The organism is Suttonella indologenes (genome assembly GCF_900460215.1).
GTDB classification, from domain to species: Bacteria; Pseudomonadota; Gammaproteobacteria; order Cardiobacteriales; family Cardiobacteriaceae; genus Suttonella; species Suttonella indologenes.
In genome coordinates, this window is record NZ_UHIA01000003.1 from 376,006 (window position 1) to 402,682 (window position 26,677).

Consider the following 26,677-nt stretch of genomic DNA (forward strand, 5'->3'; position numbering starts at 1 on the left):
TAATTTGACACATCTATTGGTTCTACATTTCTAAAATCTAATCTTATATAAATTAGCGAATATATAAAATACCCTATACCAAAAAAATTATAAAAGACATTGTTGAAGCATATAGAAACATTGAATCCGAATTCAGAAAACATAGTGAACCTCTTGTGCAAGGATCTGCTTTTTCTGGCATAGTAATAAATGATGCAATAACAAATAAAAAAATCATGATTAACATCATTATACTGCAAAAAAAATATCTAACAGGATGATTTATTTTTGTTGATTTTATTAGAATAGAAAAATTATAACTTCTTCTCATGTGGTTAAATAAAAGTAAATTAATAAAAAAACTAATAAGGAAACTAAAATTCCGACCATAAGGGTCACGAATAGGAATATATAGAGATTTTAAAAAAAGATAGATTTTATAATTTATTTCTTGATAATCAAACAGAAAAATTAAAGAGCATAAGCAAATATAAAACGGAAATATAAATAAAGATATCGCTCCATAATATACTAATGCATTATCAACATATTCTGAAACTTTTTTTTGAAACTCTCCTGGTTTATATCGTTCAGAAAAAACATAAAAATTCACATATCCTTCTTTCCATAAGTACTCATAAGGCTTATGTTGATTAGCAACAGCAATTGCCTCCTCAACAGTTTTGAAAGGTGGTTCTATTTTCTTTATTATCGGCATACTATCTCCTGTTTTACAAAATTAATTAGCAGAGAGAAGAAAATTTTGCTGCGTTGTTACTATTTACTCGTTTTGTTATCGCTCATCCTCCTAGAACCCTAGAATTGAAAAACATCACGGTGTTTGCTGACTTGCCCTAATCACCGTACTGCTTACATCGCGTTACTTTTTCACCTCTTCGATTATCGCTAAAGTTAAATTTTTATGTAGATTAAGTAATAATTTACGGATGCTCGGATTCTAGCATAATGAAAAACGATAATGCTATAAAAAATTGGAAAAATAGTTATGTGCTTACTGATAGTTCGTCTCTTGGTATAGCACTTTAACGTCAAAATGATATTTAGAGATGCGTATTTTGTCAGGAGAAGCGCTTGGCATAAGCTCATTTTGAGGTTAAGAGACTATAAACTAGATGCGCAATTTTATTGACGAGAGAGAATTGTATTGAATAGAAAGAAAAATTATATTATGCGGCAAGCAACTTCGGCGCTTGCCGCTGTTCGGCACTAAGCGCAATTTCATCTGTAAAACGGCTAATCATAGAGTTGCTGTCAAATAGCAAATCGCCCATTTTGTGTGTGCTGCCGTCTGTACTGGTATAGCTGCCTAAACGCGCTACGCTATTGCCATTGCCCTGTCTTTGATTGACCGCTTGATGGTTCAAATCTAGCGATTGAATGCCTAACTCAGCAAGCGTAAAGAGTTCTCCCTCTTGGCTGATGCCGTCTTGATTTAAATCGCGCCAAACTTTTAGCTGTTCAAACACCGCATCTTGCGTATCAATTTTGCCATCGCCATTATCATCATGTTCTGCTAATGCGGCAAAACCTGTCGGCGCCAAGCTGCCGTCTTTTAGCAAGGTATTGTCGCCGAAGAGTTCGCCGCCGTGATTAATCACGCCGTCGCCATTGCGGTCTAAGACCAATAAACCGTCATCAGCACTCACCCAACCGGTAGCTGTGCGGATACCGTCGTTATTATGATCGAATAATGTACTGTTCAAGCCCTCGATAGCGGTGGTTTCTATAATACCGTCGTCGTCTAGGTCTAAGCTTAGGGGATCGTAAACTTGATATTTGCCTGTGCGGTTGAGTTTTGCAAAATCACTTAAATTATCATAGAGAGCAAAAGCATTTAAGCCAAAATTTAATGCCGTACCAAGCATTCCTAACGGAGTAAATTTTCCTATAAGAGATATTGCAGTAATACCCAAGGTTGCTGCATCTCCCCATGTTAAATTTTCTTTGCCAATAATTTTTAAAATAACAACACCTGCATTTGCAATATTGCTAATTTTTCCTAGACGATTTTTAATTGATGAATCATAACCATCTATTCCTGACGACATTGCATTCAACATATCAGATCCTGATGCAATTCCCTGTATAACAGCAATATGAGTTTTTTCACCTTTTTCATATCTTACTGTACTACCTACCCAATTGTTTAAAGTAGATGCACTATTTCCCATTAAATCAAAGAAAACAGCTAAAACAGTCATAATTTATTCTCCTTTTTTGAGATTGACTTAATTCTATTATAAGAAATAAAAATATACCAAAAGATAATAAAATAAGAAAATATAAAAAAATTATTCTGTATTTTTTGAGAAAAAATAAATTCATTTAATTGTTTATTTTGAAAAATATAATCCCCATTCTTTTTAACACTGCTTATTAAGCCAACAAATATATCTTTTTCAATACTCCCTATATAATAATTCAGTTCGTATTCTTCATTAAATTGATATGAAACCCTCCTTTTTTTACTACAAAAGTCATATAGCTCTACTCCAATACAACTCGATGAAAACCTTGCCGGCATAATATTGCTATGAATGATGAAGTCTGAAGGTATTTTTCCACTACCTTTTGAAAAAGAAATTTCAAAAGGACCTTTGAATATTATTGTTTTCCCTACATATTTACGATATTGCTCTAAAGGTTTGCTTGAAATTCCAGCATAAATAAAAATAAAAAGCATGATTATCCAAACGAAAAGTATGGACTTTAAATCCTTTTTTGAACAATCAGCAAGCGTAATATAGGATAATAAAAATTTAAACATATTGACTCCAAAAATTATTTGTTTTGCATTTGAACTATCAATGTGTGAGATTCAGGTTGGGAATGCCTAACTCAGCAGGTATAAAGTTGGCTGATGGTATTACATTAAACATATTAGATTCTGGCATCCCCTGAATCAAAGAAAACAGCTAAAACAGTCATGATTTATTCTCCTTTTTTGAGATTGACTTAATTCTATTATAAGAAATAAAAATATACCAAAAAATAATTGGATACCAAAAAATATAAAAAAAGTCCCATATTTTTTTTGGAAGAAGGAATCGATTTAAATGTTTATTTTGAAAAATATAATCACCATTCTTTTTAACGCTAATTATCAATCCGATAAATCTGGATTTTTCAATATTTCTCACATAATAATTCAGCTCGTATTCTTCATTAAATTTATATAAAACTCTTCTTTTTTTACTACAAAAGTCATATAGCTCCACTCCAATACAACTCGATGAAAACCTTGCCGGCATAATATTGCTGTGAATGATGAATTCTGAAGGTATTCTCCCACCACCTTTTGAATAAGAAATGTCAAAAGGACCTTTGAATACTATTGTTTTTCCCATATATTCACGATATTCCTCTAATGGCTTATATACAATTTCATTATAAATTGAAAACAGAAATATCATTACCCAAATAATAAGTGTCAATTTTAAATCATCTTTTGAACAATCCTCAAGTGTAATATAGGATAATAAAAATTTAAACATATTGACTCCAAAAATTATTGGTTTTGCATTTGAACTATCAATGTGTGAGATTCAGGTTGGGAATGCCTAACTCAGCAGGTATAAAGTTTTCTGATGGTATTACATTAAACATATTAGATTTTGATGCTTTCTGAATCAAAGAAAACAGCTAAAACAGTCATGATTTATTCTCCTTTTTTGAGATTGACTTAATTCTATTATAAGAAATAAAAATATACCAAAAAATAATTGGATACCAAAAAATATAGAAAAACTCCCATGCTTTTTGTAAAAAAACAAATTCATTCAGACGTTTGTTGTAAAAAATATAATTTCCATTCTTTTTAACGCTGCTTATCAATCCCCAAAATCTATCTTTGTAAATACTCCTTACATAATAATTTAGTTCGTATTCTTCGTTAAATTTATATGGAACTCTCTTTTTTTTACTACAAAAGTCATATAACTCTACTCCAGAACAACTCGATGAAAACCTTGCCGGCATAATATTGCTATGAATGATGAATTCTGAAGGTATTCTCCCACTACCTTTTGAATAAGAAATGTTAAAAGGACCTTTGAATACTATTGTTTTTCCTATATATTCACGATATTCTTCTGATGGTTTAATTGAAATTTCAGCATAAATTGAAACTAGAAATATTATTACCCAAATAATAAGTGTCGATTTTAAATCATCTTTTGAACAATCCTCAAGTGTAATATAGGATAATAAAAATTTAAACATATTGACTCCAAAAATTATTTATTTTATATTTGATCTATCATCTTGTTATTATAACTATAATCTCCAGTCTCTTAATATCAAAATGAGATTATTCCAAGTACTTCTCCTGACAAAATATGCATCTCTAAATTCCATTTTGACGTTAAGATACTATATATTCTGTTTTACGAAATTAATTAGTAGCGAGAAGAAAATTTTGCTGCGTTGTTACTATTTACTCGTTTTGTTATCGCTCATCCTCCTAGAACCCTAGAATTGAAAAACATCACGGTGTTTGCTGACTTGCCCTAATCACCGTACTACTTACGTCGCGTTACTTTTCCACCTATTCGATTATCGCTAAAGTTAAATTTTTATGTAAATTAAGTAATAATTTACGGATGCTCGGATTGTAGCATAATGAAAAACGATAATGCTATAAAAAATAGAAAAATAGTTATGTGCTTAGCGATATTCGGCTTGGTATAGTGACTTAACGTCAAAATGAGACAAGGCAAGCTAACGCCGTAATACTTTTTCAATTCTTCGATTATTTTGCTGCATGCAATGGTACTGCCGTTATCTTGTGTTATTAGTTTCCAAATGCGTGAGATTTAGCTTAGAAACCGCCTTAAGCATCTTTACGGAGTCCGCATAATGTCAATATTGCTCGGCGGCATTTCCCTGCTGCGCTATCGTATTTTTATCGCGGTGCCACTCGGCGCTAGGGGCAAAATTCTTTTACTATTTTATAGGCGCAGTTCAAAGTAATTGTTTGATTCTATAGTCGATTAAAATTGCAATGATACGGCGTTGGCTCGCCTTGTCTCATTTTTATTTTAATCGACTATATTTTCTGATGTTTTGGATATTCCGCTTATGATAAAAACCTGTATAGGGCGTATTGTAAAAAAACCGCCTATCGAGGCGGTTTTGAAACGGATTATTTGCTTGGGCGTTGCAAGGTAAAGGTGACGTCGTAATGTCGCGCTTTGCGGTTGCGTGCGGAGTCTTTGCGGTTATTGACAATACGCAGTTCATATACGCCGGTGTAGGGCAATACTTGATAATTGCCGAAGCGCATGCCCATTTCGGGGCTGAAAATGGCAAATTCCATCGCAGTGGCTTTGGCGCTGATGATACGAATGACGTCGCCGGCATTGCCGCTGAATTGATAGGTGTCCATGCCCAGTCCGCGCACGGAGCCGACCAAACGCGCCGCACCTTGCGCATTTAAGCTGATTTGTTTGACTGGAATGCGGCTTCTTTGCTCATAGGCTTTAGGCGTCATGGCAGGACTACCTTCGGGCATGACGCGCAGTTCTTCGCTGTGGCGCGCTTGGACGCGGACATCGTTTGATAGGCTTTGCTGCGCCATGGTGCTGAGAGATAAGACTGAAGTTAATAATAAAACACGAATTTTCATACACGCTCCTTGTATCTTTGTGCGCCTCTAATGTAGCATGTTTCGCAGGAAAACACAGAGAATAAAGGATAAAAATTGACTTATGCTTTGACGCTTTCAGCCGCCTGCGAAGGACTGTATCAGGAAAAGGGCAGTAAATTTTTAGCTTTCGCCTTTCCTTGCCGGCAGGAAGATGAGTTTGGCAAACGCTTGGCAGATTTGCGTCAGGCGCATCCTAAAGCGCGTCATCATTGCTATGCTTGGCGTTTGGGCGAGAATGGGCAGCAGTACCGTGTTAATGATGACGGCGAACCTAGCGGTACGGCGGGGCTGCCGATTTATCATCAATTACAGTCTTTTGAGGTTTCCGATTGCGGTCTGATTGTGGTGCGCTATTTCGGCGGTACTTTGCTCGGGGTATCCGGTTTAATCCGCGCTTATAAGCAGGCGGCGCAAGATGCGCTTAAGCAGGGGCGTTTTCTCCCGATTGTGCCGAAGGCGGAGTTTGTGGCGGTGGCGGAGTATGCGCAGGTGCATCGTTTGATGCAGGCGGTGCAGCAGCATCAGCTGGACATTATCAGCCAAGAGATGGGGATTTCCTGCCGCTTTCATTTGCGCGGAGAGCGCGATAATCTTGAAGCTATCCGCGCACAATTGCATTCTTTCAATATTTCTACGCAAGATTATGACTAAAGAAGAGTATTTCAATCGATTTTTACCGCCGCATCTTCAAGCCAAAGATAGCGGACAGGCTTATGCGCCGGCGAATATCGCTTTGTCTAAATATTGGGGCAAACGCGATGCGGCGCTAAATTTGCCGATGAACGGCAGTTTATCGATTTCCTTAGGCGCGCTCGGTACGCATACGACGGTCATTGCGATTGATGCGCCGCAGGATATGATGGTTTTGAATGGTAAAAACATCAGCCCCGACAGTGCTTTTTACCGCAAGACACAGGCATTTATCCGTTTGTTCCGCCGCGGACAAACACCTTCTTTGCTGATTGAGAGTAGTAATACGATTCCCACCGCCGCAGGTTTGGCTTCCAGCGCCTCCGGTTTTGCCGCGCTGACTTTAGCTTTAGCGGATTTGTGGCAATTGGATTTGGACAGCCGCATTTTGTCGAGTTTTGCACGGATTGGCAGCGGCAGCGCCGCGCGTTCTCTCTGGCATGGTTTTGTCAAATGGCAAAAGGGCGAAGCGGCGGACGGCAGCGATTCTTATGCAATGCCGATTACTAGCGATTGGCAGGATTTGCATATCGGTTTATTGGAAATCGATACGGCGGAAAAAAGCGTTTCCAGTCGCGACGGTATGAATCATACGGTAGCGACTAGTCCGCTGTATGCACCTTGGGCGGCCTGTGCTGAAGCGGATTTGCAAACAATTGAAGAAGCGATTGCCAATCGAGATTTTCATCTGCTTGCGCAAACCGCCGAATCGAATGCATTTGCCATGCATGCTAGCATGATGGCAGCGCGTCCTGCGTTGATTTATCTGCAAGCGGAGAGTTTCCGTCAGATTGCGCGTATTCATGCCCTGCGTGCGCAGGGATTGCCGCTCTATTTCACCGCCGATGCCGGCCCGAATTTGAAATTGCTGTATCTGGCGAAAGATGAGGCGGAAGTTCTGGCCGCTTTTCCTCATATGGTCGCCATCAATCCTTTCGCTTAGCAGCGGTATCTGCAAACAGCCGCTGCTTAAATCCGCTTCACCTTATCGCGCCCGATTGCCGCTGTGCTATAGTAGGCATACGGCAAGGCAAATACTTTTTAATTCTTCGGCACTCTCAAGTGCGGCGCTATCGCCGTTAAAACAAGGCTTAAAGGAACAGTCATGGCAGAACAAACCACACATCAATCCGGCATGGGCGCGCTGCCTTTTGCAGGCGGCATTTTTTTCCGCGTATGGGCGCCGCATGCCGATGCGCTTGCCGTGACGGGCGATTTTAATGATTGGTCGGAAAGTGCTAATCCTTTAATCCATGAAGGCAATGGCTATTGGTACGGCGAAGTCGCAAGCGCCGCACTTGGGCAGCAATACCGCTACTGCATCACAAACGGCGAACAAAAGCTTTCGCGCATCGACCCTTATGCTCGGCAAGTGACCAATTCGGTGGGCAACGGCGTGATTTACGATCCCGCCGCCTTTGATTGGGAAGATGATCATTTCACGCTGCCTGCGCATAATGAACTCGTCATCTACGAAATGCATGTCGGCTCTTTTTACAGAGAAGACGAAAACGAAGTCGGCAATTTCGACATGGTCTTAAAACGCTTGGATTATCTGCAAAAACTCGGCATTAATGTGATTCAAGTCATGCCGATTGCCGAATTCGCCGGCGATTTGTCTTGGGGCTACAATCCCGCACATCTTTTTGCGGTCGAAAGTGCTTACGGCGGTCCAGACGGCTTTAAGCGCTTAGTCAAAGAAGCGCATCGTCGCGGCATCGCCGTCATTCTTGACGTGGTCTATAACCATTTCGGTCCCAGCGATTTGGATTTGTGGCAGTTTGACGGCTGGCAGGAAAACGACAAAGGCGGTATCTATTTTTATAACGACCACCGCTCGCAAACCCCTTGGGGCGATACGCGCCCCGATTACGGGCGCGAAGAAGTACGCCGATTCATTCATGATAATGTCATGATGTGGCTAAAAGATTATCATCTTGACGGACTGCGCTACGATATGACGGTCTATATCCACAGCACCGATGCCGGCGGCGAGGCGATTCCCGAAGGTTGGCATCTGCTGCAAGAAATCAATGCTTCGGTGCGCCAAGCCTTTCCCGGCCGCATTACAATTGCCGAAGACCTGCACAGCAACGAAGCCATCACCGCCGATACTGCTGCCGGCGGTGCAGGTTTCCACTCGCAATGGGACGCGCAATTCGTCCATCCTATTCGGACTTTCGTCACCGCCGCGCAAGATCAAGAACGCTCCATGCACGCTCTCGCCGCCGCCCTGAGCTTCCGCTACGGCAATGACGCTTGCAGTCGCGTGATTTACAGCGAATCGCATGATGAAGTCGCCAACGGCAAAGCGCGTGTGCCGCAGGAAATCCACCCCGATGATCCGCAAGGCTGGTATGCGCAAAAACGTTCCACCCTCGCCGCCGCCCTGCTCTTTACTGCTCCCGGCATTCCGATGATTTTTCAGGGACAAGAATTCCTGCAAGGCGAATGGTTTCGCGACGACGTACCGCTGGATTGGGATCTGCGCGAAGACTATCACGGCATCGTTCGCATGTACCGCGATCTAATCCGCCTGCGTCTGAATCGATACGGCAACACGCGCGGACTGTGCGGGCAACATATTGCCATTAGCCATCTCAACGAAGCCGATAACATCATCGCCTTCCAACGTTGGGATCAACACGGCGCAGGCGACGATGTGATGATTATCGCCAATTGCAGCCACCAAGCACACAACAATTACCTCATCGGCTTTCCGGAAAGCGGCGAATGGACGCTGCGTTTTAATTCCGATGCCGCTATTTACAGCGATGATTTCGCCGACACGCCTAGCGGCAATATCTATGCAGAAAACGCGGCAAGAGACGGATTCAATGCCTGTGCGGCAATTCAAATCGCGCCTTATTCCGTATTGATTTATAGCCGCAAGCTGTAATTCTTACCTCAAATCTTGCCTATTGGTAAGAAAAGAAGCCTGCGAACAATTTATGCCTCTTTTTGAGGCATAAATCCTGTTTGTTTTCACTGCATTTATCAAAAATCAACAAGCATTATCCATAAACATTTGTGTTTTAAGTTTAATATTAACGTATCAAAACTTTTTAAAGCGCCCTAGTCTTGCTACATTAGCTTAGTCTTGCTACATTAGCCCCGTCAACAGACAAGTGAAATCAACTTAAAGGAATAGATATGTTAGCTATTAAAAATACCTTAAAAGAATTACGCCAAGTAAATGCTCAACCGGCAGTGAGTATTTTTGTTCCCACACATCGCACCTTCCCCGACAATCAACAAGATGCCATCGCAATCAAAAACCAACTTAAAATTGCCGAAGAACGCATTACCGCAGAATACGACAAACGCATCGCACAAGCCGTACTGGAAAACATCGAAGCGCAATTAGCGGACTGGGATCACAATTACAACCTTGACTCTTTAGCTATTTTTGCAACTAGTGAAGAAGCGCAAGCCATCCGTCTGCCTTTTGACGTTGATGCACGCGTCAATATCGGCGAAAAATTCGCTACCCGCAGCTTTATGCGCCACCTTTCTCAATCTTTCGCTTACTACATTTTATTGATTACACGTGATAAAGCGCGTCTCATCGAAGGTGCGAACAATCGTCTGGTCAAAGAAATTACCGCCGAAAGCCTTCGTCAACAGCAAATGGACGAACTGACTTTCCCGATTAACAATACCAGCCTGCCTACCGGTAGCAAAGCAGACCGCACCGGCTCGGCGGATGATGACAAATATTTGAAAGAATTCTTTAACCGTGTCGATAAGAGCCTGCAACAATTCTACAATCAATCGCCGCTGCCGGTCATTCTGGTAGGCGAGACGCAAAACTTAGGCGCTTATGAGCAAGTATGCGACAATCCGAACATCATCATCGGCAAACTCAGCCATTTGCCGAATTTGGAAGACGGACATCCGCAAAGCTTCATTGACGGTGTGCAAGAGCTTGTTCAAGAACAGCAAGGCAAGCGCTATGAAGAAGCTAAAGCCGCTTTAGAGAAAGCACGCAATGAAAATCTTCTGCGCACGGATTTGCAAGCCATCTACCGCGCAGCTTTCGAAGGCAATGCCTTAAGCCTTATCGTTCGCCAAGGTTATCGCGTGCCTGCCACGATTGATGAAAAAGAACTCAGTCTTAAAGTGGAAGAAGATGCGACCAAAGCCGGGGTTACTGACGATGCAGTGGGAGAAATCATTGAATTAGTCAGCCATAACGGCGGCGAAGTGGTTTTCTTACCTGCTGACGAAAACAATGAAAAAGAACCGATTGCCCTCGTTACCCGCTATTAAGCAATAAGCATTAAGCAATAAGCGCAAAAAACGGCAGCTTCGGCTGCCGTTTTTATTTTATATGAATAACAATAATCAGGCTTATTGTTCTCTTAAACGGCCTAATAAGAACTCAAAGTATAAATTTTCCTCTCAGGTTTATCCGCCATGATCTGCGCAATCGCGGCGACAAGCCCCGCGCGGCTCATATAGCCGGGCGGCACGTCTTCTAAGCGTTCACGGAGTTGGAAGGGATTATCTTTGTGGCTGTTCAATCCGCAAGGGCGCAGAATGCAATAATTTAATCCGCTGTTTTTCAGCAGATTTTCCGCCTGTGTTTTGGCTTCCAACGCTTCACCTAGCATTTCCTGCACCATCGGCGGCATATGCTCCCATTGCTCACCGCAGCCCATGCTGCTAATCAAGATAAAATATGTCTGCGGCGAATGTTCAGTCAAGGCATTGATAATATGCTGATTGCCGATAAAATCACAGCGCTCGCCCTGCGCATTCTTCCCTCCGATGAGGCTGATGACCATCTCGGCTTGGCTTTCCTTAATAATATCGGCAACCGCTGTTTCATCCAAAGCATCAGCAATTGCCGTGCGAATGCCGCGACTGCTGAAGAAATCGTCTTCCGGCATGCGGCGAACAAGGGCAATACTTTCATGATTGCCGATTTGCTCAAATAATGCGCGACCGCTACGACCGTTTGCACCAAAAATCAGCTTCATTTACGCCTCCAAACGATTAAATAATTCACGCATCGCAGTAATTTGTTCTTCACGCAGTTTGCCGTTTTCATCGCGTCCCACAAAAATTTTAAACATCGCGCCGCCTTTATGGTTGATAAAATTCAGCGACATGGTTGCCGTTCCCATAAAGGGGCGTTCCAAGAGATAGATTGCCGCGCAATGCTCATGATAAATATGCCCGTGCACGCCGCCCGCTTCGCCTTCTTCAAAATTATAAAAGCCGCGTGCGATACGTCCTTTAGGCAGACGGCTGCTGACTTCCATAATCACATCCGGCGTATGGGTAATAAAGGTAATCGGATGCTCCCATTCGGCAATCGCGCCCATAATCGCAACAAAATGTTCGCTGCCGATTTTGCGCGCCATACCTTCGGGCAAAAGTTCTAAAACATCGGCTAGGGAACATTGGTATTCATTTGCGAGCATTTCCAAAATTTGTCCCGGTCTTTTGGCAAGACTGTCGCGCAATTGCGCACGTTTTTCATCGTTTAAAGTCATCATATTTCCTTGTTCAGAGGGAGAAGAAAGGCTCATCATGAGCTTGCGCGTCATGGTGGGCGACCAAAAACGTCCGCTGGTATGCAAATGCGCCAGCCCGTTTTGGTCAATACTGAGTAAATCTTGCTTTGCCCATGCTTGGATTTGCCGCAAAGCATGAGGATGCTGTTTAAATAATGTACTGTCAATTTGCCCAAGCTCGATATCATGCTGCACTTGAGCAAGCAGGGCTTTATGTTCGCCGTGGCGGCTCATAAAGAGAATGTTTTTCTCGCCTGAAGGCGTATCAAGATATTGTTGCAAATCAGCCTGCACCATATAGCTATACGCCCCAATATTTCCCCCTGCCCCAGAGCCGAATGCCAAACAAGGCATATTAGATTTCACCAGCGTGTTATATAAATTACGTTCCCCACCATCAGGGCGGGCAAAATGGCTGTTGCTGACTTGCAGCCAGCCGTTTTCCATTAGGGTTTCTACCGCATAGGCATAATGGCAGCTTTGCTCCGCCAAAGAGGGCGGCGCCGGAAACTTATCATTTTCAATCATGCGGTTAATCGGCAATTGCGGGAATAAATTAAAAGCATAAGTGTCCAGTCCCGCTAAAGGCAGGGCGCAGGCGCGTGCAATATCCTGCGCCCAAACGGCATCATCTTGACGCGGCAAACCAAACATTAAATCCGCTACCAAGACCACTTTTTCACGCGCCAATTGTTCTAAATATTGATAAGCTTCGTCGCCGCTGAATTTGCGCCCCAGTTTGCGCCGAATTTCCGTATTAAAGGTTTGCACGCCAATCGAAATACGATTCACGCCCGCCGCAATACATGCCCGTGCTTTATCTAAATCAAAATGACGAATCCGCCCTTCAAGTGTAAATTCACAATCCTCCGCCAAGGGCAAATAACGCTGACAAGCCTCAATTAAGCGTACTAAATCCGCAGTATGCAAAGCGGTGGGCGTGCCGCCGCCAAAATACACTGCACGAATTTTGCCGCTGCCCGAACGCATTTGCGCTTCTTGCGCCAGCTCCCCAATGACCTTATCGACATATATCGCGCTTTGCTCATCATGCCAAGGATTGCGGTAAAAGCCGCAAAATACGCAATGATTGGCACAAAAAGGAATGTGGATATATGCCAAAGCATCTTGCTCTAAAGGACGGACGATTTCCTGCCGAAACAAAGTTTGCCATTCTTCCGCCGCCACAGGGACTCCGCCCCAAATAGGCTGCAATGAACGCCGCTCGGCAAAAGCATGCGGCGCAACTTGTTGTGATGAATAACGTTTATTTGCAATCATTAGCTTGTCGTCATGATGAGAAAAGCAAATTCTAGCAAAAAACAAAATGAAAATCTTTATTATCCCAAATTGGTTTACCAAAAAATTTGCTTTTTTCAGTAGTAATCAAGTTTTAGAATGCAGGGTTTTCTGCAAAGGAAAAACGACGATAATACCGATATGGCAAGAGCCACATCGGCTATCTACCCTGAGCGTGAGAGAAAGACAGCCGCCGCAAGATGCGATACCATAGCTTGTCTATTGATGTTGAATGATTGCATGCGCTTTTATCGGCATCAGGTATTTGTAAGGATTAAAGAAATTTTATGACCACACCATCCCATACTCCTGTTTCCGATGAGCAATATGATAAGGATTTTTATCACAATGCTTCCGCCTGCTATTCTTGGTATAAACACCCGAAACTGGTTCGCAACACGAATTTTGGGGTATTTTGCTGGTTTGGCATCAGCTATATTGTTTACAGAATATTTTTTAAGACGATACATTTTCACGCAGCCGATACCGCGGCAAACACAGACAATTATCTGAGCATCGAACGCTTTTACAAAGAGAAAAGCCTATTGCCGGATAATCTGTTCGCCGATATCACGCTGCCCTCTTTTGATGGCTCGTCATGGATTTTGCTGATGATTTTCGCCTTAATGTTAAGGAAAATATTCAAGCGTTTATACGCTATTTTTTTCATGTCCGCTTATCCTGTGGTCAGCCTGAATGCTCAAGGCATCAGCCTTGCGACTCGAAAACGTTTGTTCTTTCCGACTCAAATCAGCTTTGCCCGAAAAACACTCAACACGCATTTCGATTGGCATGAATTATCAAAAATAGAAGCATACAACACTTATATCAGCGGCCGTGGTCGCCGCGTAGGCTGGCATTTTCATCTTAGGAATCGCAAAACCGAAAACATCTTCATCGAAAGCAAACATCATTCTTTTATATATCATCATGAAATGGCAGAAGAAATAGCACAAATAGCAAACATGATAAAAAAGAAAAGCGCGCCAATGATGCCGCGCTTGCAGCAGTCGATGAACATCCTGCCTTTGGCATGGATAGTCTTATTCATCAATAGCGCGCACTTTATTTTTTCGCTGCTCCGCCCATGGCTGATTCAATACCAAATCATGACCGCCCATTCCTTTGAAACGCGCTACGGCTGGCTATTTCTACTCAATCTCTTATGTTTTATTCTTCCCTACCGCTGGCAAGCACGGGAAAACACCGCCGAAACCTCACCAAGTAATCCGGCATGAAAAAACGCCTTTACAGGCGCTTTTTCATCATAACAGAGAATCATAGAGCAATTAACCGGTCAGCTGCCGCGTGATGATGGTCTTCAAAAAGGGCAGTTTATTGCTCACACGCAATACGCCGCCGCGCACAACTTTCGCTATCGGCGTTTCGCGGGTAAAGAGTTTTACAATCAAATTCGTGCCGTGATAGAGCGGCAGGGTATTTCTTTGATGCTGGCGGGTATAGGCGGCGAGCATATTATCCGCGCCGATGTCCTTACCTTGTCCGTGCTGACGCAATATCAGACGCGCCAAAATTTCCTGACTTTGCAGCCCCAGATTATAGCCGTGCGCGGTAACAGGATGCATACCGCAGGCGGCATCGCCAATCAAGGCGCAACGTGTGGCGTGGAAACGGCGGGCATGGGTTCCCATCAGCGGATAGTCGCAAACTTCGCTGATTAAACGCATTTCGCCGAAGCGGTGCTGCACTTGCGCGGCAACATGGTCGGCTAAGGCTTGCGGTGCGAGCGAAGTCAAGGTGTGTACTTTGCGGCTGTCGATGGTAATCACGCAGTTAGTGATGTGGTCTGTAAGCGGTAACAGGGCTAGAGTCGAGCCGTAGAAGAAGCATTCAAAGGCGGTATGGTCATTGCTGATGCTGTGTTCAAGACGGAAAACCAAGACGGTACGCCCGAAATCATGCATATCGCAGACGATGCCCATTTGGCGGCGCACACTAGAAAGACGGCTGTCGGCGGCAACCAATAATGGGGCATGCAATTGCGTACCATTAGATAACGTAACGCTGGCACGCTGCGCGTCGCTGGTGCTATGCACGACTTTTTCCTGCAAAAACCAATGGAGATTATGTTGTTTTTGCGCGGCGGCATAGGCGGCGCGGCGGATATTGTGATTGGAAACCAAATAGCCGAGCGTATCAATCGGGCGCTTTTTGCTGTCGGTCGGCGGCAGAGCGAAATGCAGTTGATACGGGCTGTCGCCATTGACGACTTTGGCTTCGCGCAAGAAATAAATCTCATCTTCGGCAAAGCCCTGCCAAATGCCTAGGTTTTCCAAGATATGTTTTGAGGGATGGGTAAGCGCGATTTCGCGTCCGTCAAAAGGCGGATTACTCAGCTCTTCCGCCGAATGTGGGTCAATCACGGCGATATCTAAGCCGCTGTCGGCTAATGCGCGGCACAAACTCAATCCGCTTGGACCGGCGCCGACAACGATGAGGTCAAATTCTGTACGCATAGTTCTATCCTAATCTTCTGAAAGTTATGCCGAAAGCGACGCAGTATAGCATAGGCTGCGGCAGGTAAAAATGCTAGACAATACTTTAAATCTCTGATAATGATTTATTTTTCTTGATTTTGCCGCGTTTTTTCTGCCTGCGCCAAGGCGGCTTGCACGGCACTGCGATCGCGCATATCGCCCTTACCTTCGGCGGCAAGCAAGAGGAGTTTGTCTAAAAACTGCCGAGCATTCAACTCATGAACTGCGCTGTCGGGACGCTGAATTTTTTGTTCGATATCCGCGTCATGGGCAAGCAGAAAGCGCACAAGCTCCGGCTCGTTAAACAAGACCGCCTCATGCAGAGGACTTAAGCCGGAATGACCCAGCTCATTGACATCGCAGCCGCGCGCGACTGCGGCTTCTAAAGCGCTTTGCAATGCGGCTTTATCGAAATCCGGCAGACCGTAAGAGGCGACAAGCAAATTCAAAATAGGCCGCGCCTCCTCGCCCGGCACAATCACAGCATAGCATTGTTTTTCATCGCTATATTCAAAATTTTGCATCAGTTCGATGCGTTGCTGCGCTTCGGCTGCTTCTTTTACTGAAGCAGTTGCTTTATTAGCTGCGGCAGATGCTTGTAAACAAGCAAGGCTTAAGCAAACCGTAAGTAACAGAGGGGATAAATTCATGTGTTTTCTCCTTCGAAAAGCGCTAGTTATCAGCCGCAAACAGCGGTCTTTGCGGTCAAAGCTTTGTTAAGCTCTCTAAAAGTCTTATAGGATAAGATTTTTCAGGTCTTTTAGCATGTTTCAACACACAGAGCGACCCATAAAGCGTCGCTCTACGTGTTGCTCTGAATTGGAAGAGGTTACACCTCTCCCAATTTGATTATCCTCCCTAAAGGGAGGGGTTTCAACCAGTAAGGAAATTTTGATGAAATTTGTTCTTCAACATTGAAATGTAGAGAATTAATTTTTCTCATTTTTTATGCAAGCAGAAAGAAATGAGATTTTTTGAGGTTTTCTGTGAAAAATATTGTGGTTTTTTCTACATTCCAAGAAAACATTACTTGTTCTTTATTCTATAAATTTGTTAATATGCCTTTGGAAAAATATTGCAGCACATTTTAACACTTTGATTATGTAGAGGATTAATCATGCAAGCATCATTACAAGACATTTTAGATACTGTTAAAGCCAACAATCTGACCTATCAGCAAAAAGTGATGTGTTTGGCGAACATCGCCGAACGCCTGTTTAAGCCCACCGAATTGCTCGGCTACACCGAGGAAGAGTGGGAACATATCGAAAACCAAATGATCTGCGACCTCAATGAAGGCTATGCGATTTACCGCCCGCGCTATATTTTGCCGGACTATGAGGTTTACATTCGCAAAGGTTGTGAATTTTTGGACTTGCCTGCGCCTAAAGACTTAGACGAGGCTTTAGACGGCTTGCTGATTTTATATTCTCACGTCCCTTCCATCACGACTTATCCGGTCTATATCGGAAGATTGGATGTATTATTAGATCCTTTTATTACAAATGAAGAACAGGACTATATCAAAATCAAGAGATTTTTAAATCATATCGATAAAACCATTCCTGATTCATTCTGCCATGCTAATGTCGGCCCAAATGATACTAAAGCGGGGCGTTTGATATTAAAAGCAGTAATTGAATTAGAAAACACCACGCCTAATATGAGTATTCGCTATGATAAAGAAAAAACGTCACGCGAATTTGCCGAATTGGCTGCTAAAGCCTGTTTATTAGTTTCTAAACCCTCTTTTGCCAATGATGCCTATTACCGCGCAGATTTAGGCGATGATTACGGCATTGCCAGCTGCTATAACGCGCTGCCGGAATGCGGCGGCGCTTATACGCTCACCCGTCTGCGTTTGGGAACGATTGCGCGTGCTTGCCAAAATCTTGACGAAATGATTCATCAATTATTACCGAAAGTTGCAAATCTTGCGCTTTCTACCATGGACAAACGGCATAAATTCCTTGTAGAAGAAAGCAACTTTTTCAGCAGTAGCTTTTTAGCAAAAGAAGGCTTTATTAAAAGAAGTAACTTCACCAGCATGATTGCTATTGTCGGCCTGGCGGATGCCGTTAATTATTTGCTCAAACAAGAAGGAATCAACGAAACTTTCGGACAAAGCAAGCGCGGAGACGAAATCGCCACCTTAATCATGGATACATTGCAGCAAGTCAATGATGCGCATACCGGCTTATATGTGGAACGCACCAATAACCAATATTTGTTGCATGCACAAGTCGGCGCTAATAATCATGCCGAAGATAAAATGAATACGCCTGCGCACCGCATCCGCGTTGGAGAAGAGCCGACCTTATTGGCGCATTTAAAACAATCTGCGCCATTTCATAAATATTTCCCGTCAGGAACGGGAGATTTATTCGCTTTTGATCAAACTTACATCGATCATTTGGATGCCGTCGTTGATATTATTGATGGTTCTTTTGCCAATGGTTATCGCTATATCACAACTTATTTAAAAAATACCGATTTAATCCGCGTAACCGGATATTTGGTTAAGAAAAGCGAAGTGGAAAAATATCGCAAAGGCGAAGCGGTATTGCGCGATACCACATGGTACGGCTCAGGAACTGATGATTGCGCAAAAGTATTTGATCGCCAATTGCGTGATGAAGACAATATAAATATTGGCGCGTAACGATAATTTCATGGCAATGCTGTCTGAAATATTTGTGCCTCTGCATCGAATCATTCCCTTTTCCAATGTTGAAGGGCAAGGAAATAGAACCAGCATTTTCCTGCAAGGCTGCAAATTAAACTGTCTGTATTGCCATAATCCGGAAACCATTCCCCGTTATTCAAAAGATGCCCAATCGGGCAGTTTGCAATATCTATATGAACAAGTCATGGAAGCCGTGCCGTTTATTCGAGGCGTAACGATTTCCGGCGGAGAACCGACTATTCATTATCAGCAAATTATTCCTTTATTTGAAGCATTGAAAAAAGAAGGTCTGACTTGTTATTTAGACAGCAGCGGATTTTTCAACTATGAAGTTATCAAACCCTTAATTGCCGTAACAGATAAATTTTTATTTGATTTAAAAGGCGATGGCATGGGGCTGCAAAGTTTATGTTTAGACCGCAAAAATCATCAAGGAATCGTGCCGGAAAACCTCTTCCCCGATAAACATCATATAAGACCGGAGAATTTGCAAAGAAATTTATATAATTTATCCAAACTGTTACCTGAAGGAAAAATTGAAGAAGTTCGCTTGGTATTTATCAATCAATTTTTTGATGCCAAATCTTTAATTCATAAAGCGGCATCACTGCTTCAAACATATCCTGATGTATTGCTAAAAATTATCCGTGTTCATACGAAAGGAGCCAGAGATGCCGATGGGTTAGAAAAATTCGTTCCTAGCATAGAAGAAACCGACGAACTGTCGGCTTATGCAAAAAAATGCGGTATTCAGAGAGTGACGACGATTTATTGATTATCCGATGGGGTTTTTATGAGTATATTAATTAGTATCTTAGGTATATTTGTTCTTTTAGGAATCGGTTTTTTATTATCTAATAATAAAAAGGCTATTAATTTTAGAACGGTATTAGGTGCATTAGCCATTCAAACTGCTTTTGCAGCTTTGATTTTATACGTGCCGGCAGGACGCAATGCGCTGTTGGCAATGGCTAACGGCGTCAGTGCGGTAATTGCATATGGCAACGAAGGCATTAATTTTATTTTCGGAGGATTGGCCGATCCTTCAAACGTCGGCTTTATTTTTGGGGTTAAAGTATTGCCGGTGATTATCTTCTTCTCCGCATTAATTTCCGTGCTGTATTATATCGGCGTCATGCAATGGGTTATTAAAGTTTTAGGCGGCGGTTTGCAAAAAGCCCTAGGCACGTCAAAAGCCGAATCCATGTCTGCGGCAGCCAATATTTTTGTCGGACAAACGGAAGCGCCCCTAGTCGTTAAGCCCTTTGTCAGCCGTATGACAGAATCCGAATTGTTTGCCATTATGGTAGGCGGCACGGCTTCGATTGCGGGCTCGGTATTGGCAGGTTATGCGGGCATGGGCGTGCCTTTAACCTATTTGATCGCCGCTTCGTTTATGGCGGCTCCGGCAGGTCTGCTGTTTGCTAAACTATTGTATCCGCAAACAGAAGCCTTCCGAGACACCTTAGAAGAATCGCATGATGAAGAAAAACCGCATAATATTGTCGAAGCGCTTGCCAATGGTGCTAGTGCGGGCATGAGATTAGCGGTGAATGTGGGCGCAATGCTCGTCGCCTTCATCGCCATGATTGCATTGATTAACGGCATTATCGGCGGTATCGGCGGATTATTCGGCATAGAAGGACTGACTCTACAAGTGCTACTAGGCTATGTTTTCCAACCGCTTGCCTATTTAATCGGCGTACCTTGGAGTGAAGCAGGCATTGCCGGACAAATGATCGGCATGAAATTAGCCGTTAACGAATTTGTCGGCTATTTGGAATTTGCCCAATATTTGCAAGCCGATGCTGCGGTTATGCTTAGCGATAAAACCAAAGCCATCATCACTTTTGCTTTGTGCGGATTCGCCAATTTAAGCGCGATTGCGATTTTAATCGGCGGCATCGGCAGTATGGCACCTAACCGCCGCTCCGATATTGCGCGTTTGGGCATGAAAGCTGTTATCGCCGGTACTTTGGCAAACCTGATGAGTGCTACGATTGCCGGGCTTTTTATTGACTTAAGCGGCGTTGCTTTAGTCTAAAGATATAGCGATGACTATAGTCGGAGAAGTGTAGTACAAGGCGGCGAGCCGCAGACAGTACAGATAGTACGGCAAGGCGAGCCAACGCCGTAATACTTTTTCAATTCTTCGACTATAAAACAAAAGGCGGCATAAGCATTCCTTAATCCGCCTCGTTCATCAACAATCAATAGAAAAAGCCGGCATATGCCGGTTTTTCCTTCTCTAGCAAAAACGCCCCGCGAAGGGGGCGTTTTGCACAGAATTATACGATTATTTAGCGCGATAAATTTGCAAAGTATTGGTAGCGCCTTGCTGATGCATTTGCATACCGCTGGTGATCACGAACAAATCGCCGCTTTCTACCACGCCGCGGAATTGCAGATGCGCTTCCACTTCTTGAATGGCGGTTTCTTGGTCTTTGCTCACATCCAACATCATCGGACGTACACCGCGGTAAATCGCCATTTTACGCTGCACGTTGACATTGGAAGTCAGTGCGTAAATCGGAATATTCACGCCGTAGCGGCTCATTTGGAAAGGCGTGGTACCGCTTTCAGTCAAAGCCACAATGGCTTTGGCATTGATTTTGCGCGCCGCATATACTGCGCCTTCGGCAATCACATGGTCGATACGGTTGGCCGAATTGATATTCATATCAATGTTTTCCAAAGGATACTCCGCTTTTTCCGCCGCTTGACAGATAATCGCCATAGTACGCACGGTTTCAAAAGGATATTTACCCACCGCCGATTCGGCAGACAGCATGACCGCATCAGTACCGTCTAATACGGCATTCGCCACATCGGACACTTCCGCACGGGTCGGTACCGGATTGACAATCATGCTTTCCATCATCTGAGTAGCAGTAATGGTAAAGCGGCGTAATTTGCGAGCCATTGAAATCATTTGTTTTTGCAGAGCAGGTACGGCGGCATTGCCGACTTCAACCGCCAAATCGCCGCGCGCTACCATGATGCCGTCACTGGCTTTAATGATTTCTTCTAAGTTTTGAATTGCTTCCACACGTTCGATTTTTGCAATCAAACCCGGTTGAACATTATGTGCAGAAGAGCTGCCTTGCATGACCAACTGACGCGCCAATTCCATATCCGAAGCCGATTTTACGAAGCTGATCGCCACATAATCCACGCCGATGGCTAATGCGGTTTTCAAATCTTCCATGTCTTTTTCGGTCAAAGCCGGTGCCGACAAACCGCCGCCTTGCTTATTGATGCCTTTATTGCTTTTCAGCGGCGCACTGTTTTCAACGATGGTATGAATTTGACTGCCGTCCACTTTTTTCACTGTCAGTGTTAATAAGCCGTCATCTAGCAGCAAAATATCGCCCGGCGCCACATCATTGGGCAGATTTTCATAATCCAAACCTACGCGCTGCTGATTGCCTTCGCCTTTATAAGCAGCATCTAAAATAAACGTATCGCCTTCGACCAAATCAATGCGGCCGTTTTCAATTTTGCCGACGCGGATTTTAGGGCCTTGCAGATCCGCAATAATGGCTACTTGACGACCGGCGCGCTCTGAGGCTTCGCGGACTTTGCGCGCATTTTCTTCATGGAAAGCGGCAGTACCGTGACTAAAATTAAACCGCACCACATTCAAGCCCACACGAATCATCTGCTCGAGAATATCCACTTCGCTACTGGCAGGTCCGAGAGTGGCAACGATTTTGGTGTGATGACTGATACGGGTAAGATCACGCTTAAGACTCATAAAAACTCCTTAAATAAAATGCAACAACTGTGCGTCGGTGGCGAGAGCATCTAGTGGCACATCCCAGTCTCGCCGCTGGATATGATCAATTAACTGACATTCGTAAGCAAAGCCGATTAGCCAAGGACGATGCCCGCGTATTTTATCGGCAAATGTGCGGTCATAAAAGCCTCCGCCCATACCCAGACGATTGCCCTTTACATCAACGCCGACCAAAGGCACTAAGACGACATCAAAATCCCCCTGCCATTCAGCGCTTGCATCAGATGGCGTCGCGATACCGAAAATATCTTTTATCAAAACTGTATCGCGGCGATATTCCCGCCAAGCAAGCGCCGCCTGCTTTTCTTTAACCACGGGCAAATACAGAGATTTCTTCTGCCGCCATAAAGTATCTACTAAGACACTAGTATCGATTTCTTCCGGCAAAGATAAAAACACGCCGATATGCTGAGCCTGCGACAATTGCGCCAAAAATTGCTGCGCATATTGCGCCGCCGCCGCGCTTTTTTGCTGACGCAGCATACCTGCAATCGCTTGCCGTCGTCTGCGTAACTCATTGCGTACTGCGTTTAAATTACCCAACCTTCAGGATCCTTACCGATTTGAATGCGGCGAATATGGCTTTGTACGGCGTTTTTATCTGCATCAGGCACAATTTGTTCAATAAAATCATAATGTACGGCGCGCAAACGCTTGGTTTCGTGCCAAGTCAGATAGGTTTGGAACTGCCCCACCCAGGGCGAGAGCGGATACATGATCAAATCCTTATCCAATTCATGGTCATATGCCATATCCGCAATCACGGCAACCCCCATGCCGCGGCGGGCATAACTTTTCATCATATCCGCGCTGCGCGCGGTAACAATAATTCGCGGCTGCAAACCGGCTTCCGCCATCACGCTCGCTAAGCCCGAAGAACCCTTATGCGAGGTGACATAAGTAATCAAAGGATATTTCGCCACATCCGCCAAAGATTGCGGACCTTTTGCCGCCAAAGGATGATTTTTAGGCACAACTAAGACTAAATTCCAACTCATCGCCGGCAAATAAATCAATTGCCGTAACTCACCGGCATAGGGAGCTAAAGATAAGGCGGAAAACCAAGCGAAATCCGCCTCTTGATTTTGTACCCACTCTAAAATCTGGCTATTGGTTCCTTCCATGATATTGAGCGGAATATTCGGATAAGCCCGCTGCATATAAGGCATGGTGCTAGAAAGGCGGTAATGCGCCAAAGTATTGGTCGTGGCGATGTGCAGTTGCGAAAAACGCTCTTCCTGAGAGCGCAAGCCCAACTGACGAATATTTTCAATCCCCAATAACACGCGGTCGATTTCCGGCATTAAAGCGTCGCCCAAAGGCGTCAAACCGGTAAAACTTTTGCTATTGCGTTTAAAGACCTGCATACCCAACATATCTTCAAACATCTTAATCTGCTTGCTGACCGCCGGCTGCGACATATGCAAAGCCTCCGAGGCGGCCGTTACATTGTAGCCGTTATGCACTACCGCCCACACACATTGCAGTTGTCGTAATTTCATATTCTTTTCGCTTATTTGACAGATACGCTGTTAACAATGTGCAAAATCATGCAAATCCAATACCCAATCAAAAATTTGTAAGCGCATTCAAGCTCCATTTTTCTCCGCTCAACAGGATTTCATAACCAAATCGCATAATAAAGCCCATAACCTGACGCTATAAGACTATAAATAAATACTCTTTACGCCTTCACGGCAAATCCACTAACATAAGCCTACTTATCAACAAGCAGGAGTTCCCATGATTTACAACAATATTCTCGATACCATCGGACACACGCCGATCGTGCGTATCAACCGTCTGGCACCGAAACACGTGGAAATGTACGTCAAATTGGAATCGCGCAATCCCGGCGGTTCGGTCAAAGACCGCTTGGCATATGCCGTCATTACCGACGCAGAACGCCGCGAACTCTTAAAACCGGGACAAACCGTCGTGGAAGCCACCTCCGGCAATACGGGCATTGCCTTGGCAATGGTCTGCGCGGCAAAAGGCTATCCTTTCGTCGCCGTCATGACAGAAACCTTTTCGGTTGAACGGCGCAAACTCATCCGCAGCTTCGGCGGCAAAGTCATCTTAACCCCTGCCGCCGAACGCGGACAAGGCATGGTGCGCGTCGCCAAAGAATTAGCCGAGAAAAACGGTTGGTTCCTCGCCAATCAATTCGCCAACCCCGCCAACCCGCAATATCATCGCGAAACCACCGCCGCTGAAATCCTGCGCGACTTCGCCGGCCGCCGCCTCGATTATTTCGTCAGCGGCTACGGCACAGGCGGTACTATTTCAGGCACGGGCGAAGTCCTTAAAGCAGCGCGTCCGCAACTGGAAATCGTCGCCACCGAACCCGTCAACGCCCAATTACTCGCGGGCAAAGAATGGGCGCCGCATAAAATCCAAGGCTGGGTACCCGATTTCATTGCCGAAACTATGAATCAAAATATCTACGACCATCTGATTCCCGTCGGCGATGAAGAAGCCCGCGACAGCGCCCTAGCCCTTGCCACTCAAGAAGGCATCCAAACCGGCATCTCTGGCGGCGCAACCTTTAACGCTGCCCTGCAATTCGCGCAAAAAGCCGCAGAAGGCTCCGTTTTGCTCGTCATGCTGCCGGACGGCTCAGAACGCTACATGTCCACCTTCCTTTTCGAGAGCATCAATGAAGGCTCGGACGACAATCTGCTTCCCTAAGCCCTTTTCGAATTCACATGAAAATCCTCTTCTTTGCCCCGCGATGCGGGGTATTTTTTCTAAGATTAAGCCTTATTCACTTATCCACGCGAATTGTGGATAACCTTGGACAACTCCGCCCGAGCACGATTTTTTTTAAACGGCAACCGAGGCTTAAGTGCTTGCGCAAAAATTGCGCAGATAAAAATAAATTATTTAAAAACAATAGCATAAAACAGGCTATTGTAATTCTTTCAAATTTATTTCTTGCTTTGGAATAAACCGCCGCCATGCTTAAAAAATCTCCGCCTGTGGATAAAATTTGTGCAAAACCACAGCAAATTCTCAACATGAAGCCGTTTTTTATTGACGCCCAAGGCTGGTTGCAAACCCCCGACTGCCACCACCTTCCCTCTCCTCATTACAATGAACGCCCCGACAGCCAAGACATCAGCCTCTGCGTTTTGCACAACATCAGCCTGCCGCCGCTTAATTTCGGCAGCCAATACATTGACGCCCTCTTTCTGGGCAAACTCGCGGATGAGCGCCACATACATCCCTACTTTGACGACATTGCCGATTTGCGCGTCAGCGCGCACTTCTTCATCGCCCGCGACGGTGCAATCACGCAATACGTCTCCACCCTCAAACGCGCTTGGCATGCCGGACAATCACAATACCGAGGACGAGAAAACTGCAACGACTTCTCTCTCGGCATTGAACTCAATGGTGCAGACCACATCCCCTACACCCTACGCCAATACCAAAGCTGCGCGCAACTCATCACCGCCCTGCACGCTCGTCACCCGACATTCAGCCTAGAACACATTACCCACCACAGCCACATCGCCCCGCAACGCAAAAGCGACCCCGGACCTGCTTGGCGGCAAAACTACCTGCAATACCTACTGAAACAGCAACACTCCCCCACGCAGTAAAAATTTGCTAGACTGCGTGCTTTCATTTTTTATCAAGACCATGGCATTAAGCAAAAGACAATTCCTCAAAAGCGCCGCCTTGCTTGCCGCAAGCCCGCTGATTCCTGCGCGCGCGCAAATCATCATGCAAAGCCTGCTGGCGGATTTAAACGCGCAAATCCAAGCGGCGGTCAGCGAAATGCGCCAAAACGGACTGATCGACGCAGACGAAAAAACCGCTTGGCACATTACCGACATTCTCACAGGAAAAAGCTACGCAGGCATCAATGAAAACCGCCCGATGCAAAGTGCCAGCATGGTCAAACCCATGGTCATCCAAGCCTATCTTTATTGCCACTACCTCAAAAATGCCGCCGCCTATCCGCTCAACAGCCGCATTATCGATGAAATGCGCGCCATGATCGTCGACAGCAACAACGAATACACCAACCACTTCTTCAGCCGCGTAGGCGGACCCAAGAGCGTACAATGGATGCTGCGCAAACACGCCCCCGACATCTTCCGCGACATCCAAATCGTGGAAAATATCCCTGCCGGCGGCAAAGCCTACCGCAACAAAGCCTCCGCCGCCGATTACAGCCGCTTTTTATACGCCCTTTGGCATGAGCAAATGCCGGGTGCCCGCCTCTTAAAAGAAATGATGGGCATCAAAAACCACGATCGCATCAGCGTCAACACCCAACACATCCCCGAGACTCTCAGCGTTTACGACAAAACCGGCTCGACCTCGCGTTTATGCGGAAACTTCGGTATCATTGCCTACCGTAACCGCTTTGGACAATTGCGCCCCTATACCTTCACAGGCATCATCGAGAAAAGCAATTCCGCCAGCAATTACAGCCGCTGGATTACCGAACGCAGCAACCGCATGCGGGAAATTTCCGATATTGCCTATGTCTATATCGACCAATACGTCCACAGCTAA

The 26,677-nt window shown here is 44.7% G+C and carries 24 protein-coding genes; 11 read left to right on the top strand and 13 right to left on the bottom strand.

What is annotated here, in order from left to right; translation table 11 throughout:
- Positions 1 to 73: 73 nt before the first annotated feature.
- From DYC63_RS02220 to DYC63_RS02245, 6 genes are all read right to left on the bottom strand, one after another.
- Positions 74 to 697 (bottom strand): hypothetical protein, encoded by a 624-nt coding sequence (locus DYC63_RS02220; protein WP_115217739.1) that lies wholly within the window; start codon positions 695 to 697, stop codon positions 74 to 76.
- Positions 698 to 1,166: 469 nt separating this feature from the next.
- The gene (locus tag DYC63_RS02225; RefSeq protein ID WP_115217740.1) at positions 1,167 to 1,865 is read right to left on the bottom strand and encodes a hypothetical protein; all 699 of its coding nucleotides are present in this window, start codon (positions 1,863 to 1,865) and stop codon (positions 1,167 to 1,169) included.
- Between the two features lie 332 nt (positions 1,866 to 2,197).
- Positions 2,198 to 2,767 (bottom strand): hypothetical protein, encoded by a 570-nt coding sequence (locus DYC63_RS02230; RefSeq protein WP_115217741.1) that lies wholly within the window; start codon positions 2,765 to 2,767, stop codon positions 2,198 to 2,200.
- Positions 2,768 to 2,924: 157 nt separating this feature from the next.
- Entirely contained in the window at positions 2,925 to 3,494 is a 570-nt protein-coding gene (locus tag DYC63_RS02235; protein WP_115217742.1) for a hypothetical protein, read from the bottom strand.
- Between the two features lie 157 nt (positions 3,495 to 3,651).
- The gene (locus DYC63_RS02240; RefSeq protein ID WP_115217743.1) at positions 3,652 to 4,221 is read right to left on the bottom strand and encodes a hypothetical protein; all 570 of its coding nucleotides are present in this window, start codon (positions 4,219 to 4,221) and stop codon (positions 3,652 to 3,654) included.
- Positions 4,222 to 5,143: 922 nt separating this feature from the next.
- Positions 5,144 to 5,626, bottom strand: coding sequence for a hypothetical protein (locus tag DYC63_RS02245; protein WP_115217744.1), 483 nt, complete (start codon positions 5,624 to 5,626; stop codon positions 5,144 to 5,146).
- Positions 5,627 to 5,701: 75 nt separating this feature from the next.
- Here DYC63_RS02245 and DYC63_RS02250 point away from each other — a divergent pair, with 75 nt between their 5' ends.
- The 4 genes from DYC63_RS02250 to DYC63_RS02265 all read left to right on the top strand — a co-directional run bounded on the left by DYC63_RS02250 (position 5,702) and on the right by DYC63_RS02265 (position 10,609).
- A complete protein-coding gene (locus DYC63_RS02250) occupies positions 5,702 to 6,298 on the top strand; it encodes an IMPACT family protein (protein ID WP_115217745.1) in 597 nt (198 codons plus the stop codon).
- Positions 6,291 to 7,280, top strand: a complete 990-nt coding sequence (gene mvaD, locus DYC63_RS02255; protein WP_115217746.1) for a diphosphomevalonate decarboxylase — start codon at positions 6,291 to 6,293, stop codon at positions 7,278 to 7,280. Before DYC63_RS02250 ends, mvaD begins: the two co-directional genes overlap by 8 nt.
- Positions 7,281 to 7,442: 162 nt before the next feature.
- A complete protein-coding gene (locus tag DYC63_RS02260) occupies positions 7,443 to 9,236 on the top strand; it encodes an alpha-amylase family glycosyl hydrolase (RefSeq protein WP_218564518.1) in 1,794 nt (597 codons plus the stop codon).
- A gap of 254 nt (positions 9,237 to 9,490) precedes the next feature.
- A complete protein-coding gene (locus tag DYC63_RS02265) occupies positions 9,491 to 10,609 on the top strand; it encodes an AOC03_06830 family ribosome hibernation factor (RefSeq protein WP_218564519.1) in 1,119 nt (372 codons plus the stop codon).
- 101 nt (positions 10,610 to 10,710) lie between these two features.
- Here DYC63_RS02265 and DYC63_RS02270 read toward each other — a convergent pair whose 3' ends face one another.
- Complete coding sequence (locus DYC63_RS02270; protein ID WP_115217747.1) at positions 10,711 to 11,322, bottom strand: SDR family oxidoreductase; 612 nt, start codon at positions 11,320 to 11,322, stop codon at positions 10,711 to 10,713.
- Complete coding sequence (gene hutW / locus DYC63_RS02275) at positions 11,323 to 13,143, bottom strand: heme anaerobic degradation radical SAM methyltransferase ChuW/HutW (RefSeq protein ID WP_115217748.1); 1,821 nt, start codon at positions 13,141 to 13,143, stop codon at positions 11,323 to 11,325.
- A gap of 305 nt (positions 13,144 to 13,448) precedes the next feature.
- Here hutW and DYC63_RS02285 point away from each other — a divergent pair, with 305 nt between their 5' ends.
- Complete coding sequence (locus DYC63_RS02285; protein ID WP_115217750.1) at positions 13,449 to 14,399, top strand: hypothetical protein; 951 nt, start codon at positions 13,449 to 13,451, stop codon at positions 14,397 to 14,399.
- Positions 14,400 to 14,450: 51 nt separating this feature from the next.
- On the opposite strand, the gene ubiM is transcribed toward DYC63_RS02285, so the two are convergent.
- Together ubiM and DYC63_RS02295 are read right to left on the bottom strand one after the other, a co-directional pair.
- Positions 14,451 to 15,638, bottom strand: a complete 1,188-nt coding sequence (gene ubiM / locus DYC63_RS02290) for a 5-demethoxyubiquinol-8 5-hydroxylase UbiM (RefSeq protein ID WP_115217751.1) — start codon at positions 15,636 to 15,638, stop codon at positions 14,451 to 14,453.
- A gap of 104 nt (positions 15,639 to 15,742) precedes the next feature.
- Positions 15,743 to 16,309, bottom strand: a complete 567-nt coding sequence (locus tag DYC63_RS02295) for an ankyrin repeat domain-containing protein (protein WP_115217752.1) — start codon at positions 16,307 to 16,309, stop codon at positions 15,743 to 15,745.
- A 467-nt stretch (positions 16,310 to 16,776) separates the two neighbouring features.
- Between DYC63_RS02295 and DYC63_RS02300 the strand changes: the two genes are divergently transcribed.
- Genes DYC63_RS02300 through DYC63_RS02310 form a run of 3 tightly spaced genes read left to right on the top strand, consistent with a single transcriptional unit; the run spans position 16,777 to position 20,389 of the window.
- Positions 16,777 to 18,321, top strand: a complete 1,545-nt coding sequence (locus tag DYC63_RS02300) for a YjjI family glycine radical enzyme (protein WP_115217753.1) — start codon at positions 16,777 to 16,779, stop codon at positions 18,319 to 18,321.
- 10 nt (positions 18,322 to 18,331) lie between these two features.
- The gene (locus DYC63_RS02305; RefSeq protein ID WP_115217754.1) at positions 18,332 to 19,120 is read left to right on the top strand and encodes a 4Fe-4S cluster-binding domain-containing protein; all 789 of its coding nucleotides are present in this window, start codon (positions 18,332 to 18,334) and stop codon (positions 19,118 to 19,120) included.
- An 18-nt stretch (positions 19,121 to 19,138) separates the two neighbouring features.
- Positions 19,139 to 20,389, top strand: a complete 1,251-nt coding sequence (locus DYC63_RS02310; RefSeq protein WP_115217755.1) for a NupC/NupG family nucleoside CNT transporter — start codon at positions 19,139 to 19,141, stop codon at positions 20,387 to 20,389.
- A gap of 252 nt (positions 20,390 to 20,641) precedes the next feature.
- Here the strand turns inward: DYC63_RS02310 and pyk are convergent, their stop codons facing one another.
- From pyk to DYC63_RS02325, 3 genes are read right to left on the bottom strand one after another with little or no spacing between them, the layout of a single operon-like run.
- Positions 20,642 to 22,102, bottom strand: a complete 1,461-nt coding sequence (gene pyk, locus DYC63_RS02315; protein WP_115217756.1) for a pyruvate kinase — start codon at positions 22,100 to 22,102, stop codon at positions 20,642 to 20,644.
- A 9-nt stretch (positions 22,103 to 22,111) separates the two neighbouring features.
- Positions 22,112 to 22,687, bottom strand: coding sequence for a 5-formyltetrahydrofolate cyclo-ligase (locus tag DYC63_RS02320; RefSeq protein WP_115217757.1), 576 nt, complete (start codon positions 22,685 to 22,687; stop codon positions 22,112 to 22,114).
- Positions 22,675 to 23,646, bottom strand: coding sequence for a LysR substrate-binding domain-containing protein (locus DYC63_RS02325; protein WP_115217758.1), 972 nt, complete (start codon positions 23,644 to 23,646; stop codon positions 22,675 to 22,677). Before DYC63_RS02325 ends, DYC63_RS02320 begins: the two co-directional genes overlap by 13 nt.
- Before the next feature lie 241 nt (positions 23,647 to 23,887).
- Between DYC63_RS02325 and cysK the strand changes: the two genes are divergently transcribed.
- From cysK to DYC63_RS02340, 3 genes are all read left to right on the top strand, one after another.
- On the top strand, positions 23,888 to 24,835 hold the full coding sequence (cysK, locus tag DYC63_RS02330; protein ID WP_115217759.1) for a cysteine synthase A: 948 nt from the start codon (positions 23,888 to 23,890) through the stop codon (positions 24,833 to 24,835).
- Positions 24,836 to 25,164: 329 nt separating this feature from the next.
- Entirely contained in the window at positions 25,165 to 25,752 is a 588-nt protein-coding gene (gene ampD / locus DYC63_RS02335) for a 1,6-anhydro-N-acetylmuramyl-L-alanine amidase AmpD (RefSeq protein WP_115218039.1), read from the top strand.
- A 40-nt stretch (positions 25,753 to 25,792) separates the two neighbouring features.
- Complete coding sequence (locus DYC63_RS02340; RefSeq protein ID WP_115217760.1) at positions 25,793 to 26,677, top strand: serine hydrolase; 885 nt, start codon at positions 25,793 to 25,795, stop codon at positions 26,675 to 26,677.